We start from the raw sequence: 14,976 nt of genomic DNA on the forward strand, positions 1-14,976 counted from the left end.
TCAGGGTACCGCCGGGAGGCCCCCCGCGTCCCGGGCCCGCGCGAGGGCACCCGGGTTTCTCCTTGCCCACCACAGCAGCCCAATGTACGTCAGGTCGAACACACTGCACAGGACGCCAATGCCCAGAATGAACAGTGAACTCTCGAGGACCCCAAAGGTGATGGTGGGCGCGAGTGTCCCGATCCACTTCCCCACAGCGATCACCAGGGATTGGCCCCGCAGGCTGCGGCGGGCCGCGAACATGGCTATGAATAAGCCGGACATGAGGAGATTCTGCAGGAATGCCGCGTACCGGGATGCGGGATCCCAATCGAACTCGGCGATGAACAGCCACTGCACGGCGAAAGATGCCAGGCCCAGCATGACCGCCCATCCGATGAACAGCGGCCGGGTGACAAACCCGGGAAGCTCCCGCCTGCCGAACGCGAAGAAGGTGTACACAATCGCCACGTCGGCCAAAGCCCAGGCAATGTTGATGACACCCTGCACGGAGAGCCTCGTGCTGAGCGAATGCACCGAGTAGATGACCTCCCACGCGAAGTTCAGACCCAGCGCCGCTGCCGGGATCGCGTATGTCTTATCCCGAAACCCGATCCGGATCGCGCAAATGTAGACCGTCGTCCAGGCGACGCCGCTCAGGATTGTCAGAAACAGGTTCACGGTTCCTCCTTCTGCAACGCGGGGTCACTTACGGCCCATCCCGGGGCCGAACATGGGCCGTAAGTGACCCCGCGTTGCTCTAAACCCGGCCCAGTGCGTCGATGTCTTCGAGGAAGTCCTGGTGGACTTCCTCGCTGACGGTGGTCCGGGTATCGGCGATGGCGTCGAGGTAGTCCTGGGTGACCGGTCCCTTGCGGCCGTTCGACGCCGGTGCGGGGCCCCCAGTGGAGGCGCCGCCGTCGTTGTACACGGCTTTTTCCAAAGCACGCTGGGAGGCGCTGCGTGCCGCGTACTCGATGTCCGCGGGGGAGAAGCCCTCGGTCCGCGACACCAGCAGCGCCACATCCACCGCGTCGACCACGCTGGCCGGGATGAAGCGTTGCCACATGGCCTCGCGGGCGTGGACGTCGGGCAGGCCGATGGGGATGACGTAGTCGAAGCGGCCGTGGCGCAGGAAGGCGGTGTCCAGGGCGCGGATGAAGTTGGTGGCGCACACCAGCAGGCGGCCGGGCTGTTCGCGGAAGGCCGGGATGATCTTGAGGAGTTCGTTGGTCACGCCCTGCAGCGGGGACGGCGGTTCGCCGGAGCGCTGGGACGCGATCTCCTCGACCTCGTCGATGAAGACGACGGCGTGCTCCAGTTCGGCGATTTCCAGGAACGTCTCGCGCAGCGCGCCGGCCAGACCCTTGGGGTCGGAGGCCAGCCGCGAGGGGAACACCTCCACGAACGGCCACTCGAGCCGGGACGCGATCGCCTTCGCGAACGTCGTCTTGCCAGTCCCGGGCGGGCCGAAGAGCACGACGGCGCGCGGCGGCACCACGCCGAATTGATCGGCGAGGTCGGCCTCGGCCAGGGGAAGGACCAAGCGGCGTTCCAGCAGTTCCTTTTCGCGGCGCATGCCGGCGACGTTTTCCCACAGGTCCCGGGCCAGGATGCGGCCGCCGAGCTGGCTGAGCGGCTCGAGCTCCTGGCGCTGGACCGGGATGGTCCGCTCGAAGTAGTGCAGGTTTTGCTTGAGCAGGAAGCCGCGGCCCAGGAACGCTTCAACCCGGGTTTCGGACTCCGGCATGAGCGCCGAGAGCTTGTTGAGCCCGTGCGGGGTCATCCGGTTCTCGACGGCGGCCAGCAGCGAGGTGCCGATCCCGCGGCCGCGGAACTCGGGCAGCGTGGCCAGGAAAACGATCCAGCCCTGGTCATGGGCCGCGCGTCCGACGGCCGCACCCACCACCTGCTCGCCCTGCACCGCCACCACGGCGTGGTCCTTCTCGCACGAGGCCAGGACCTCGGAGAGCGCATAGACCGGATCCACGTTGTCCGCCTTGAGCGACTCCCACAGGTGCAGGATGCCGTCCATGTCCGAGGAATGGAAGTCCCTGATACGCCAATTGCTCATGCCCTGCTCCTTGGTGGATCGCCATCGATTGCCTGCTGTTGAGCATAGGCGAACAGGTGGCGGCGCGGGGTTGCGCGGGCGTTGCGTTACGGAGGCCCTACCCCACCGGGCGCAGCCGCAGCCCCTGCATGCCGCCGTCGATCGCCAACGATGTGCCCGACGTCGAACCTGACAGCGGGCTCGCGAGGTAGGCGACGGCGCCAGCCACCTCTGCGGCCTCCACCAGGCGGCCGTGTGGCTGGCGGGCGTTGAGCGCGGTGCGCTCGGCGGCGGGATCGGCGGAGGACTCGAGCAGCCTGCCCACCCACGGCGTGTCCACCGTGCCCGGGTTGACGCAGTTGACGCGGATCCCTTCGCGGACATGGTCGGCCGCCATGGCGAGCGTCAAGGACAAAACAGCGCCCTTCGACGCCGAATACAAAGCCCGTTGCTGCAGTCCGGCGGTCGCCGCGATGGAGCACGTGTTGACGATCGCCGCTGCCGGCGATTCGCGCAGGTACGGCAAGGCCGCGCGGCTGACGCGGGCGATGCCCACCACGTTGATGTCCAGCACGCGGTGCCATTCGTCGTCGTCGTTGGCCGAAACGTCCCCTTGGGCGCCGATCCCCGCGTTGTTGACCACGACGTCAAGGCGGCCGAACTTCCGGGCAACGGAGTCGACGGCGGCGCGCACCGAGGCGTCGTCGGCCACATTGCATTCGACGCCGAAATGCGGGGTGCCGGACGGGTTGAGGTCGAGCACGGCGACTTGCGCCCCGCCGGCGGCGAGCCGGTCAGCGATAGCCGCACCGATGCCGGACGCCCCGCCGGTGACCAGCGCTACGAGCCCCTCGAAGTCGGTGCTCACCGCGTGGCCTTGTCAGTGCCTACTGATGCAAGCGAACCGGAACGGGCCCGGTAGAACTCTTGCCGTTGGCGGCCGAGCCCTTCCACCTCAAGCTCCACCACGTCGCCGGGCTGGATGTACGGGAAGCGCCCGGAGAGCGCCACGCCTTCGGGAGTGCCCGTGAGAATGACGTCGCCGGGCTCCAGGACCATGTACTGGCTGAGGTGGTGGACCACGGTAAGGGCGTCGAAGATCATGTCCGAGGTGTCTGACGATTGACGGATCTCGCCATTGACCCAGGTGCGCAAGGCGAGGTGGCCGGCGTCGAGCTCATCCGCGGGAACCAGCCACGGGCCGAGGGGAGTGGACTGCTGAAGCGACTTGCCTTTGGTCCACTGGCCTGCGGCTCCGGGCAGTTGGTATTCGCGCTCGGAGAGGTCGTTGGCGACGACGTAGCCCGCGATGCAGTCCGCGGCCTCCTCGGTACTGGAAAGGTATGACGCTTCGCGGCCGATGACGATTCCGAGTTCCACCTCCCAGTCGTACTTTTCCGACGACGGCGGGATGGGCGCGGCGTCGAACGGTCCACTGACCGTGTTGCTCGGCTTCAGGAACACTACGGGTGATTCCGGTGGCGTGGCGCCGGATTCGGCCGCGTGGGCGGTGTAGTTGAGGCCGATGCAGGCCACGTTTCCGGGGCGGGCGACGGGGGAACCGATCCGGAGTCCCTCGGCTGAAATCTCGGGCAGATCGCCTGCATCAAGGGCTTCCCGGGTGCGTGCGATGCCGTCGCTGGCGAGGAACTCTCCGTTGATGTCCTTCGTCAGCGTGTTAAGGCTGAAGTACTTTTCGGTGCCGTTGGCGTCTTGGGCGATGACAACCGGCTTTTCATTTCCGGCAGTGCCCAGCCGGGCGAATTTCATGTTCATGTATTCCTCCGTGCTCTGGCTCTAACATCCGAGCTCTAGTCTGCTGTTGCTCCCCATAATACGGAAATGTGACCCATTGACAATACAGACATCGGATGTTTACGCTCATCCCAGCAAACGATCTGCTGCCAAGCAAGGAGCACAATGAGCGTCATTACCGCGGTGGACACCTTCGATATCCGTTTTCCCACTTCACAGGAACTGGACGGATCGGATGCCATGAATCCGGATCCGGACTATTCGGCGGCATATCTGGTGATCCGCACCGACGCCGGTGACGGCCACGAGGGCCACGGTTTCGTCTTCACCATCGGGCGTGGCAACGAGGTGGAGACGGTGGCGATCCAAGCACTCCGCCACCACGTCCTGGGCCGCAACGTCGAGGAGCTTCTCGGCGACATGGGTGGCACGTGGAAGCTCCTCGCCCACGATTCCCAACTCCGTTGGCTCGGCCCCGAAAAGGGCGTGATGCACATGGCGATCGGCGCGGTCGTCAACGCCCTTTGGGACCTCAAGGCCAAGCGGGCAGGGCTCCCGCTCTGGGAACTGCTATCCGGAATGAGCCCCGAGGAGATCGTGGCGCTCGTGGACTTCAGGTATCTCAGCGATGCCCTCACGCCGGACGACGCGCTGGGAATATTGCGGACGGCGGAGCCGGGGCGCGCCGCCTGCAGGGCAGCGCTTCTCTCGGAGGGATACCCTGCATACACCACGACGCCGGGCTGGTTGGGTTACAGCGACGACAAACTTGTGCGTCTGGCCAAGGAAGCCGTCGCGGACGGTTTCGGGCAGATCAAGCTCAAGGTGGGGGCCTCGCTGGAAGACGACATCAGGCGCGTCCGCACGGCCCGCGATGCCGTGGGGCCGGATATCAAGATCGCCGTGGACGCGAACCAACGCTGGGACGTTCAGGAAGCCATTGAATGGATGGCGTACCTGGCTCCCTATGACATTGCCTGGATTGAGGAACCCACCAGCCCCGATGACGTCCTTGGCCATGCGGCGATTGCCCGGGGCGTGGCTCCTATCCCGGTGGCCACGGGTGAGCATGTCCAGAACCGGGTGGTGTTCAAGCAGATGCTGCAGGCCGGGTCGCTACAGGTCCTGCAACTGGATGCGGCGCGGGTGGCGGGCGTGAACGAGAACATCGCCATCCTCCTCCTCGCGGCGAAGTTCGGCGTCCGTGTCTGCCCGCATGCAGGCGGTGTTGGTCTGTGCGAGGCCGTCCAGCACTTGTCGATGTTCGATTTCGTGGCAGTTTCCGGCGACAAGAATGGTCGGATGATTGAGTTCGTCGACCACCTGCATGAGCACTTCGTCACTCCGGTCGATGTCCACGACGGCTGCTACTGGCCTCCGTCCGCACCGGGGGCCGGCGGCGAAATGGCCCGTGGCACGCTGGTCGACTACAGCTTTCCCGACGGCCCGATGTGGGCCGGTGGGTCCAATCTTTTGACTCCCCAGTAATAGCCTTCATCGAAATTCCTCTCGAAAGCACAGTTCCCTACTGAAAGCACGTGGTGAAAGATATGCGCAAAGAAGCGTTGGTGGCAGGTGCCTTGGCACTGGGCCTCATTGGACTCACGGGATGCGGGGGCAGCTCGTCCGGCAGTACCGCAGACGGCAAGACTGCCATGACCTGGGCCATGTGGGTCGGCGGCACGGAAGACCAGAAGAACTGGGAAAAGGTTGCCGATGACGTCAGCAACACCCTGGGAGATGTGAAGATCACTCTGCAGGGTTCTACTTTCCAGGACTACTTCACCAAGATGAGCACCCAGCTCAGCTCGAATACGGCACCGTGCCTAGTGTCGGTCCAGAGCCTGCGGATAGCGCAGCTCAAAGATGGCATGCTCCCGCTCGATGACCTGGTGAAGAAGAACAACCTGGATCTGAGCGCGTTCGACCCCTCCATGATCAAGGGACTCAGCGCCGACAACAATCTGTATGCCCTGCCGTATGACGTGGGCCCGGTGATGATGTTCTACAACAAGGACGTGTTCGATGCCGCTGGCGTGCCCGTCCCGAAGGCAGGTTGGACGTCCGATGAGTTCGTGGCCGCCGCGAAGAAACTGTCGGCCAACGGAAAGCACGCCATCGCGCCCAACACGGCCGATCTCTTCGTTGAATCACAAGTCCTCGCCTACAACGGCGGACGGGTCCTCAAGGAAGACGGCACCATGGACGCAAGCGACCCGACCTTCGCCAAGGGACTCCAGTGGGTCTCGGACCTGACAAACAAGGAGAAGGTCTCCCCGCAGCTTCCCGGCGGCGACACGGCGTTCAGTGCCAATGAATTCATGGCGGGCAATACTGCGATGAGTATTGACGGTCCTTGGTCCCTGCTGGATGTGAAGGCCAAAGCCAAGTTCAAGGTCGGCGCGACCACCCTTCCCGCCGGCCCAGGCGGCGGAAAGACCTTCAGTGCGGGGTCGGGCTGGGGCATCTCCAAGCAATGCGCCACTCCAGACAAGGCCTTTGCCGCGCTCAAGGAAATGACCGGGGACAAGGTTCTGGGGGATTTGGCAGCAGCAGGGCGAGCACTGGCCGCACGCACCGCCCAGCAGACAAAGTGGATTGACAACGCGGGCATTCCGGGAGTCGCGGAGACCCTCAAGAGTGCCGAAGCCACGGCAGTGCCCATGCCAAGCAACACCAACAGCGACCAACTGGGCCAGCTTTTCAATCAGTACCTCGTCAAATCCATCAACGGACAGCAGAGCGCAGCCGACGTCATGAAAGACATTGCGGCCCAGCTGCCCCGATGATCAGTGTGGTGCCTGCCCGGCAGTTCCTGAGTAACGGCCGGGCAGGCACACACTCTTCGCAAAGGAATGAGAAATGACACTACTCAAGCCCGCAAAGGCACCGCTTCCTGAAGGCGCGGCAACCATCTCCCCTGGGAAGGCGAAAACGAAGGCGAACGCCCAGCCGGATGCCCAGCTCGGCCGGCGGACCATGTGGGGACCGGCCTTTGCCCTGCCGCATGGGCTCGGCCTCGCCATCTTCACGCTGCTGCCGATCGTTGTTTCCCTTGTCATCAGCCTCTTCCGCTGGCCGCTGCTGGGAACCCCGAGCTTCCTCGGCTTGGGCAACTATCAACGGCTGTTCAGCGATCCCATCTTCGGCCAGGTTGTCGCGAACACCGTCCTGTTTGTGGTCCTTTATGTGCCCCTGAACCTGGTTGTGTCCTTGGGCCTTGCCGCGTGGTTGACTCCGCGCATCAAGGGGCGCCACATCTTCCGGGTCATCTTCTTCATTCCTTCGATCACCCCCGTGGTGGCCAACATTGTCGTCTGGAGGATGCTGTACCAACCCGGTGGATTCATCGACGGCACCTTGCAAAGCACCACGGGAGTTTCAGCGCCAAACTTCCTCGGAGACGAACACTGGGCAATGATGGCCATCGTCGTTATGAGCGTATGGCAGGGGTTCGGCTACAACATGCTGGTTTTCTCGGCCGCCCTGGATGCCGTCCCTGAGAACCTCACCGAGGCGGCGGCAATCGATGGCGCCAACGCCTGGACCATCTTCTGGCGGATCAAGCTCAAGCTCATTTCGCCGTCGATCTTCTTTGGGACGATGATGACCCTCATTACCTCCTTCCAGGTCTTCGCCCAGCCGTTCATCCTCACCAAGGGAGGGCCCGGCTCGTCCACCTCGACGATCGTCTTGTACATCTACAACCAGGGCTTCCAGTTCCACCAGCTCGGCCTGGCTTCCGCAGCCGCGTGGATCCTCTTTGTCATCATCCTGGGCGTGACGGCAGTCCAGTTCCTCGGACAAAAGAAGTGGGTGCACTACGATGCTTGAGACAACCAGCCGGATACGCCCCCTCACCGCCCGTCCCCGTGGCTCCAGAGCGCCCGGAAGACGATGGGCTGCAAAGATCCGGCCCGCCATTGGCTACGCGATCCTTTGCCTGATCGCCCTCCTCTTCTTGTCCCCGCTGATCTACATGTTCGCGACTTCGTTCAAACCCCCTGCTGAAATCTTCAGCGTTCCGCCGAAACTGTTCGGCTCGGAATTCCGGTGGCAGAACTACCAGGAGGCCCTGAACTACATGCCGTTCCTGCGCTTCATGGGCAACGGGCTGTTGGTCTCGGCCGCTGGAACCGCACTCACCTTGGTGGTTTCGGCATTCTCCGGCTACGCCTTCTCACGGCAGCGCTGGCGGGGACGGAACCTGGTGTTCATGGTGTTCCTGGCAACCCTGATGATTCCCCAAGAGGTCCTGATCGTCCCGATGTTCGTCATGATGCAAAAAGTAGCCTGGGTGAACACTTTCCAGGCCCTCATCGTGCCTTGGGCCTTCACCGCATTCGGTGCATTCCTCTTGCGGCAATTCTTCCTTGGCGTACCCCAGGAACTCGACGATGCGGCCCGGGTGGACGGCGCCGGAACGCTGCGGACGTTCCTGCTGGTCATGCTTCCACTGGCCAGACCGACCATGGCCGTCCTGGCCGTCTTCAGCTTCATCAGTTACTGGAACTCGTTCCTCTGGCCGTTGGTCGTAATCAACGACGTCAACAACCTCGGCACCATCCCGCTCGGGCTGCAGATGTTCTTCGGCCAACAGGGCAATCAGTGGCACCTGGTCATGGCCGCCTCGGTGATTTCGATGGCTCCCACCCTTCTGCTGCTGATCCTCCTGCAGAAACACCTCGTCAAAGGCATCGTCACGAGCGGCTTTGGCGGACGCTAAACCTGCCAAGTCCAGCCTGCTAACAACAACGCTCAACAACCTAAGACCCGCAACAACGTTGAAGGAGTAACCACCAATGATCGCCCAAGCACCTTGGTTCACGGAGTCCCGGTTCGGCATGTTTGTCCACTGGGGCCTGTACGCCCTGCCGGCCCGGCATGAGTGGGTCATGAACCGCGAACGCATTCCTGCCGAGGAATATGAGAAGTATTTCCAGCACTTCAACCCGGATCTCTACGATCCGCGGGAATGGGCCCGCGCTGCGAAAGATGCAGGCATGAAGTATGTGGTGCTGACCACCAAGCACCACGAGGGCTTCTGCCTGTGGGATTCAGCACTCACCGACTACAAATCCACCAAGACTCCGTCCGGTCAGGACCTCGTGGCCCAATACGTCGAGGCACTGCGGGAATTCGGCCTGAAGGTAGGTTTCTACCATTCACTCATTGACTGGCACCACCCGGATTTCACTATCGACGGGTTCCACCCCGAACGGGACAACCCCGACGCCGAAAAGCTCAACGAAGGCCGCGACATGGCCCGCTACCGCGAATACCTCCACGGCCAGGTGCGCGAACTGCTCAGCAACTATGGCCAGATCGACTACCTCTTCTTCGACTTCTCCTACACCAGCGAGGACCACAAGGACATCTGGGGCGGCAAAGGGCGCGAGGCATGGGGTTCCGTGGAACTCTTGAAGATGGTCCGGGAACTTCAGCCGGGCATCATCGTCAACGACCGCCTCGACATTCCCGGCGACTTCGCCACGCCCGAGCAGTACCAGCCATCCGGTCCCATGGTGGTGGACGGTATCGAGGTGCCTTGGGAAGCGTGCCAGACCCTCAACGGGAGCTGGGGCTATGACCGGGACAACCTGGACTACAAGTCCGTGGACTTGCTGGTACGGATGCTGGTCGACGGAGTGGCCAAGGGCGGAAACCTGCTCCTCAACGTCGGCCCCACAGGCCGCGGGAATTTCGATCCGAGGGCTGTGGAGTCCCTCCGCGGCATCGGCGACTGGATGAAACTGCATTCCAGGGCCATCCACGGGGCAGGCCCTGCGGCCTGGACCCCGCCCGCCGATTCCCGGTACACGCGCCGCGCTGACCGTCTTTACGTGCACCTGTTTGCGTGGCCCTTCGAATACGTCCACCTCCCGGATCTCGCCGGCAAGGTGGAATACGCCCAGCTGCTCAACGACGCCTCCGAAGTCGCGATGCTTCAGATCGCACCGGACCGGGAAGCGATCAACACGACCCCGGGAGGACAGCCAGCAGGTACCCTGACACTGAAGCTGCCTGTCCAGCGACCGGACGTGGCGGTGCCCGTCGTCGAACTCTTCCTGAAGCCCGGGGTGTAGCGTGCCGGAAACCATTGCCCTGCACACCCGGCTCAAGCCAGGTGCCGAGCAGGACTACGCGGATGCCCATGCGGGGATCCCGGCCGGGCTCGTCGCCGCCCTGAAGGAGGCCGGCGTGGGCAATTGGCGGATCTGGCGCAGCGGGCTGGACCTCTTCCACCTGGTTGAGGTGGACGACTACCAGGCCATGCGCCGGGCGCTCGCGGACCATCCGGCCAATGTCCCGTGGCAAGCCCGCATGGCGGAGCTTCTGGACGTTCCGGACGACTATTCGGGTAATGACTCGGGCATCCCGTTGGTATGGGAGCTGGTATGAGCGGCTCACTGTGGGGTGGCGGGCTGGGCAAGCTCGGCTTCGGCGCCGCCGGCATCGGCAACCTATACCGTGCCATGCCGGACGCCCAGGCCGCTGCTACCGTCAACGCGGCCTGGGACGCCGGGGTCCGCTACTTCGACACCGCTCCGCACTACGGCCTGGGACTGTCAGAGCGCAGGCTCGGCGCCGTACTCAGCGATAAGCCACGGAGTGAATTCACGGTCTCCACCAAGGTGGGCCGATTGCTGGTCCCCAACGCCGCAGGAGCCGACGAGAAGGACGACGAAGGCTTCGACGTCCCGGCCACGAGCAAACGCCAATGGGACTTTTCCGAGGCAGGGATCCGCCGGAGCATCGAGGAATCGCTCGAACGCCTTGGCCTGAACCACGTGGACATCTCCTACCTGCATGACCCTGATGTCCATGACCTCGGCAGGGGAATCAGCGAAGCCCTGCCTGCGCTGGAAAAGTTGCGTGCGGACGGCGTGGTGAAGGCGATCGGCGTCGGGACGAACTCTGCGGAGGCCGCCCTCGAATGCATCGAGGCCGCGGACTTGGACCTCGTGATGCTTGCCGGCCGGTACACCTTGCTCGAGCAGCCCGGCGTTCCGCTCCTGGACCGCTGCGTGGCGCGCGGCACCGGCGTCGTGAACGTTGGCGTGTTCAACTCCGGTCTGCTGGCGAGACCGGAAGTATCCGAGGACGCGCACTACAACTATGCGCGTGCCCATCGCGCACTGGTGGAGCGTGCACGGGCGTTCGCCGGCGTGTGCCGCGAGTTCGGGGTGGAGCTCCCGACGGCGGCGCTCCAGTTCAGCCTGCGGCACCCGGCCGTCCTGAACGTGACGGCAGGGGCAAGTAGTCCGGAGCAGATTGTCGCCAACGCGGCGCGGATGAATGAGGATGTGCCGGAAGAGCTGTGGGCGGCTTTGGCGGGTGTCCTCGGGTGATTGATTCGCACCTGCATCTGTGGGAACTCGGGCCGGATCCGGGTCCACGCGCCGGAAGACCCCGCACTGGTGACGGACCGCGGCCCTACGCGTGGCTTGGCCCGCGGCACGGCGGCCTGTTCCGCAGCTACGGCGAAGCCGAGGCCCGGAAAACCCTGGCCGCAGCGGGTGTCGAGGGAGCAATGCTCGTCCAAGCTGACGACACCGTTGCGGATACCGACTTCATGCTCGGCGTCGCCGACCGCAACTCCTGGGTACTCGGCGTCGTGGGCTGGATTCCCCTCGACAAGCCCGCCGAAGCGGAGAAGGAGTTGCAACGGTTCCTTCGGAATCCCGCTTTCCGGGGCGTCCGGCACCTGGTCCACGACGATCCGCGGGACGACTTCCTGGAGTTGCCCGCAGTCCGCGATTCATTGCGCATGCTTGCCAGCCAAGGATTGGCGTTCGACGTCCCGGACGCCTTTCCGAGGCACCTTGGGCGAACGGTCCAGCTGGCCCGGGATCTGCCCGAGCTGACGATCGTGCTGGACCATCTTGGGAAGCCGCCGCTGGCCGAGGCTGCGGCGATGGACTTGTGGCGCGCGGATTTCCGGGACTTGGCCGGGCTGCCCAACACCATTGCCAAGGTGTCGGGCCTGCACGTGCCGGGAATTCCCTATACGGCCGGGGCCTTGCGTCCGCTCTGGGACGAAGCGCTGGAAGCTTTCGGGCCGAAACGGCTCATGATCGGTGGCGATTGGCCTGTCAGCACCCTAGGTGCTCCGTACGGACACACTATGGAGGTGCTTCTGGAACTTGCGGATGAACTCACTTCAGCGGAGCGCCAGGAGTTCCTGGAAGCGACCGCGGCGCGGACGTACGGGCTTGAACGGGCACAGCCCCTGGCGGCGCCAGCGTGAAGGCGGGGCCTATTGAGCGAGCGAAGCCTCGGGGAGGCTCGGTTCGAACAATTCGATGGGATTGCCCGAAGGGTCGTCGAGCAGGATCTGACGGCCGCCGACGCCGGTGACGATGTCGTTGCGGAAGTGCAAGCCGGCGTCTTGCATGGTCTTTACCGTCGCAGCGAGATCAGAGACTTCAACCTGGATGCGGTTCCAGCCTCCTGGCGCGGGCTTTGTGCCGTCCGGCATGGTTTGGCCGCCGCCACCCAGCTGGCTGGGTGCGCTGAGTGCCAGGCGCAGTTCCCCGCGGACGAGCATCGCGAAGGTGGGGGCCGGATGCATGAGTTCGCGGAAGCCGAGATGCCCACAGTAGAAGGCGATGGCGTCGTCCACATTGTCCACGATGTAACGCACTCCGACGGTGGTCATAGCTGCACTTCCGCTTAACTGGATGAGGTTGGTTTACCCGAATCCTACGTCCGCATCGTGAACGAAGACAGCGTTCCCACGTCATTATGGCTAGAGCGCCTGGCGCAGCCAGCTTTCGACACCGCTGATGTGGACCGTCACGAGCGCCCGGACCAGCTCGGCGTCGCCGCGTTCCAAGGCGTCCGCGATGGCCTTGTGCTCGGCAAGAGTGTGCGCCACGGCTTTTTCCTGGGTCAGCCCCCGCCAAATGCGGGCCCGGACGGTACTGCTGGAGAGCGCCTCGAGCAGGCCTGCGAGGTAATCGTTGCCGGCTGCCTGGGTGATGATGCCGTGGAATTCAAGGTCGTGGGCAACGAGCTCTTCGACGTCGGTGTTTTCGTCGATTCCGTCCATCGTGGCGCGCAGGGCTGTGAGGGCGACGGGAGTGATTTTGCCTGTCGCGATGAAGGCGGTGGCAGGCTCCAGGATTCGTCGGACCTCAAAGAGGTCCAGGATGGAACGGTCCTGATGAAGATCAACGACGAACGCCACGGCCTCGTTGAGCAACTTGGCGTCAAGGCTGGTGACATAAGTGCCGTCCCCACGCCGCACGTCCAGGACCCGGATGAGTTCGAGGGCCTTGACGGCTTCGCGCAAGGAGCTTCGCGAGAGGCCGAGCCGCTCGCTCAGTTCCTTCTCCGGCGGAAGGCGGTCCCCGGCCTTGAGCTCGCCGCGGATCAGCATGTCCTTGATCTTGCCGATCGCTTCATCTGTGACAGCCATGGCTACATCCTAGCGGCGAATGATCGGATGTCTGGCACCCAACTGACTCGCATTTGTTGTCGTTTAGAGGCCCGATAACGACAACAAATGCGAGTCAGTTGGGGACGCGGGTGCAACGCACGACGGCGGCACCCGGATTCCGCGCGAACGGAACCGCAGGTGCCGCCGTCGGGCACGTAGGGCTGAAAGGGCTAGATCTTGTTCTCTGAACCGGCAACCGGCAGGTTGGCGATCACGGGGGAGCTGCCGGTGAAGCCGTCGCGGGCTGCGGCGAGTTCGTGGATCTGCTTGCGGCACAGGTACCAGCCGACCACCATGAGCGCGCAGGCAATTGCCGTGACCAGCATGGTGAGCGGGGAGTCGATGAACACCATCACCAGCACACCCACCAGGAACAGCAGCGAAAGGTAACCGGTGTAGGGTGCGCCGAACATCCGGAAGGACGGACGCTTCAACCAACCCTTGTCGGCCCAGCGTTTGAGCTGCATCTGGCACAGGACGATAGTTGCCCAGGTGACGATGATGCCTACGGAAGCGACGTTGAGCACGATCTCGAAGGCGTCGGCCGGGACCAGGTAGTTCAGCGGAACACCGAGCAGGGAGACACCGGCGGTGATGGCGATGCCGCCGTAAGGGACACCGGCCTTGTTCATGCGCTGGGCGAACTTCGGAGCCGAACCGGCCACGGACATGGAGCGCAGGATGCGACCGGTGGAGTACAGCCCGGCATTCAGGGACGACAGCGCGGCTGTGAGGACCACGAGGTTCATGATCACGTCCACGCCCTGGATGCCGATGTGGCCGAAGAACGTCACGAACGGGCTGACACCCTTGACGTATGAGGTGTACGGCAGCAGCAGGGCCAGCAGGATGACGGAGCCGACATAGAAGACGGCGATGCGGAAGACCACGGAGTTGATGGCCTTGGGCATGATCTTCTCGGGGTTCTCGGTCTCACCGGCTGCCGTGCCGACTAGCTCGATCGAGGCGTAGGCGAACAGCACACCCTGCATGAGGATGATCATCGGCAGCAGGCCGTTGGGGAAGATGCCGCCGTGGTCCGTGAGGAGGCTGAAGCCGACCTCCTGGCCCGGTACGGGCGTGCCGAAGATGACGAAGAAGGTGCCGACCACGAGGAAGGCGGCCAGCGCGGCCACCTTGATGAGCGCGAAGTAGAACTCCATTTCGCCGAACACCTTGACGGAAACCAGGTTCAAGCTCAGGACAACAACCAAGGCGATCAAGGCCCATGCCCACTGCGGAACAACGCCCATCCAGGGGACGTATTTGCCGAAGAAGTTCATGTAGAGGGCTGCGGCGGTGATGTCCACGATGGTAGTGGTGGCCCAGTTGATCCAGTAGAACCAGCCGGAGACAAACGCAGCCTTCTCGCCGAAGAACTCGCGGGCGTAGGAGACGAAGGAGCCCGACGACGGGCGGTGCAGCACGAGTTCGCCGAGGGCGCGCAGGATCAGGAAGGCAAAGAAGCCGCAGACCGCGTACGCGATGACGAGGGAGGGGCCCGCAGCGTTGAGGCGGCCGCCGGCACCCAGGAACAGGCCGGTGCCGATGGCACCGCCGATCGCGATCATCTGGATCTGACGCGGCTTCAGGCTCTTGTGGTAGCCCTTGTCCTCGGCGTGGAGGAGCTTTTCAGTGGCGTGCGCCTGCGGCGGGACCGTGTGGTCCGTGATGGGTGCATTAGTCATGGGAATCCTTTGGGGGGTGTCCTGTTGGGGGTCCGGATCTTGCCGTCCGGCCTGTT

15 protein-coding genes are annotated in these 14,976 nt (G+C 63.8%); 8 read left to right on the top strand and 7 right to left on the bottom strand.

Annotated elements, in window-relative coordinates; translation table 11 throughout:
- The 4 genes from AB4Z38_RS19895 to AB4Z38_RS19910 all read right to left on the bottom strand — a co-directional run bounded on the left by AB4Z38_RS19895 (position 1) and on the right by AB4Z38_RS19910 (position 3,808).
- Positions 1–660, bottom strand: coding sequence for a transmembrane-type terpene cyclase (locus AB4Z38_RS19895; RefSeq protein WP_441431302.1), 660 nt, complete (start codon positions 658–660; stop codon positions 1–3).
- Positions 661–739: 79 nt separating this feature from the next.
- On the bottom strand, positions 740–2,053 hold the full coding sequence (locus AB4Z38_RS19900; protein ID WP_441431303.1) for an ATP-binding protein: 1,314 nt from the start codon (positions 2,051–2,053) through the stop codon (positions 740–742).
- Between the two features lie 97 nt (positions 2,054–2,150).
- On the bottom strand, positions 2,151–2,900 hold the full coding sequence (locus AB4Z38_RS19905; RefSeq protein WP_441431304.1) for an SDR family NAD(P)-dependent oxidoreductase: 750 nt from the start codon (positions 2,898–2,900) through the stop codon (positions 2,151–2,153).
- On the bottom strand, positions 2,897–3,808 hold the full coding sequence (locus AB4Z38_RS19910) for a fumarylacetoacetate hydrolase family protein (protein ID WP_441431305.1): 912 nt from the start codon (positions 3,806–3,808) through the stop codon (positions 2,897–2,899). The genes AB4Z38_RS19905 and AB4Z38_RS19910 overlap by 4 nt, the downstream gene beginning before the upstream one ends.
- A gap of 144 nt (positions 3,809–3,952) precedes the next feature.
- Here AB4Z38_RS19910 and AB4Z38_RS19915 point away from each other — a divergent pair, with 144 nt between their 5' ends.
- The 8 genes from AB4Z38_RS19915 to AB4Z38_RS19950 all read left to right on the top strand — a co-directional run bounded on the left by AB4Z38_RS19915 (position 3,953) and on the right by AB4Z38_RS19950 (position 12,038).
- Positions 3,953–5,275 carry an L-fuconate dehydratase gene (locus AB4Z38_RS19915; protein WP_441431306.1) on the top strand — a complete coding sequence of 441 codons (1,323 nt, stop codon included), beginning with the start codon at positions 3,953–3,955 and terminating at the stop codon, positions 5,273–5,275.
- Positions 5,276–5,337: 62 nt separating this feature from the next.
- On the top strand, positions 5,338–6,576 hold the full coding sequence (locus AB4Z38_RS19920) for an ABC transporter substrate-binding protein (protein WP_441431307.1): 1,239 nt from the start codon (positions 5,338–5,340) through the stop codon (positions 6,574–6,576).
- Positions 6,577–6,649: 73 nt separating this feature from the next.
- On the top strand, positions 6,650–7,621 hold the full coding sequence (locus tag AB4Z38_RS19925) for a carbohydrate ABC transporter permease (protein WP_441431308.1): 972 nt from the start codon (positions 6,650–6,652) through the stop codon (positions 7,619–7,621).
- On the top strand, positions 7,614–8,513 hold the full coding sequence (locus tag AB4Z38_RS19930; RefSeq protein ID WP_441431309.1) for a carbohydrate ABC transporter permease: 900 nt from the start codon (positions 7,614–7,616) through the stop codon (positions 8,511–8,513). The genes AB4Z38_RS19925 and AB4Z38_RS19930 overlap by 8 nt, the downstream gene beginning before the upstream one ends.
- 76 nt (positions 8,514–8,589) lie before the next feature.
- A complete protein-coding gene (locus AB4Z38_RS19935; RefSeq protein WP_441431310.1) occupies positions 8,590–9,873 on the top strand; it encodes an alpha-L-fucosidase in 1,284 nt (427 codons plus the stop codon).
- Between the two features lies 1 nt (position 9,874).
- Positions 9,875–10,189, top strand: a complete 315-nt coding sequence (locus AB4Z38_RS19940; protein WP_441431311.1) for an L-rhamnose mutarotase — start codon at positions 9,875–9,877, stop codon at positions 10,187–10,189.
- Positions 10,186–11,139, top strand: coding sequence for an aldo/keto reductase (locus AB4Z38_RS19945; protein WP_441431312.1), 954 nt, complete (start codon positions 10,186–10,188; stop codon positions 11,137–11,139). The genes AB4Z38_RS19940 and AB4Z38_RS19945 overlap by 4 nt, the downstream gene beginning before the upstream one ends.
- A complete protein-coding gene (locus AB4Z38_RS19950; protein ID WP_441431313.1) occupies positions 11,136–12,038 on the top strand; it encodes an amidohydrolase family protein in 903 nt (300 codons plus the stop codon). The genes AB4Z38_RS19945 and AB4Z38_RS19950 overlap by 4 nt, the downstream gene beginning before the upstream one ends.
- 9 nt (positions 12,039–12,047) lie before the next feature.
- Here AB4Z38_RS19950 and AB4Z38_RS19955 read toward each other — a convergent pair whose 3' ends face one another.
- From AB4Z38_RS19955 to AB4Z38_RS19965, 3 genes are all read right to left on the bottom strand, one after another.
- Positions 12,048–12,449, bottom strand: a complete 402-nt coding sequence (locus AB4Z38_RS19955) for a VOC family protein (protein ID WP_441431314.1) — start codon at positions 12,447–12,449, stop codon at positions 12,048–12,050.
- A 90-nt stretch (positions 12,450–12,539) separates the two neighbouring features.
- Positions 12,540–13,211 (bottom strand): FadR/GntR family transcriptional regulator, encoded by a 672-nt coding sequence (locus AB4Z38_RS19960; RefSeq protein WP_441431315.1) that lies wholly within the window; start codon positions 13,209–13,211, stop codon positions 12,540–12,542.
- A 191-nt stretch (positions 13,212–13,402) separates the two neighbouring features.
- Entirely contained in the window at positions 13,403–14,920 is a 1,518-nt protein-coding gene (locus tag AB4Z38_RS19965; protein ID WP_441431316.1) for an amino acid permease, read from the bottom strand.
- Positions 14,921–14,976: the final 56 nt, after the last annotated feature.

Origin of the sequence: Arthrobacter sp. 2RAF6, assembly GCF_052115205.1 — a bacterium.
GTDB lineage: Bacteria > Actinomycetota > Actinomycetes > Actinomycetales > Micrococcaceae > Arthrobacter.